The sequence below is a fragment of the Pseudomonas sp. AC083 genome, from assembly GCF_979253165.1.
In genome coordinates this window covers 1-254 of sequence record NZ_CEEDDH010000237.1, presented here as the reverse complement: position 1 = coordinate 254, position 254 = coordinate 1, and the positions used below count along the sequence as shown (strand labels likewise).

General features: G+C 48.0%; 1 protein-coding gene. It reads right to left on the bottom strand.

Going from position 1 to position 254, the window contains the following annotated elements:
- A partial coding sequence (locus AC0IXA_RS27815; protein WP_471814964.1) for a flavodoxin domain-containing protein occupies positions 1-254 on the bottom strand: 254 nt, incomplete at both ends.

Here is a 254-nt window from a genome sequence, read left to right as displayed (position 1 = left end):
CTGCTGATTCCTGCTGGGTTGCTGCGGCTCCGCCTTCACTAAGTGAAGATGCCACCCCTTGAAGCCATTCAGAAAACGGCTCATCATAATCAAGGTCACAGTCCACTCGATCGAAAAGACGCGTTCCGCCAAGCTCTTTTAAACGCTCATCAAATTCTTTACCTGTTTGACAGAAGAATTCGTAAGAGCTGTCGCCAAGTGAAAGGACAGAAAAGCTTAAATGATCGAGCTTTGGTGCACGTCTGCCGTGAACA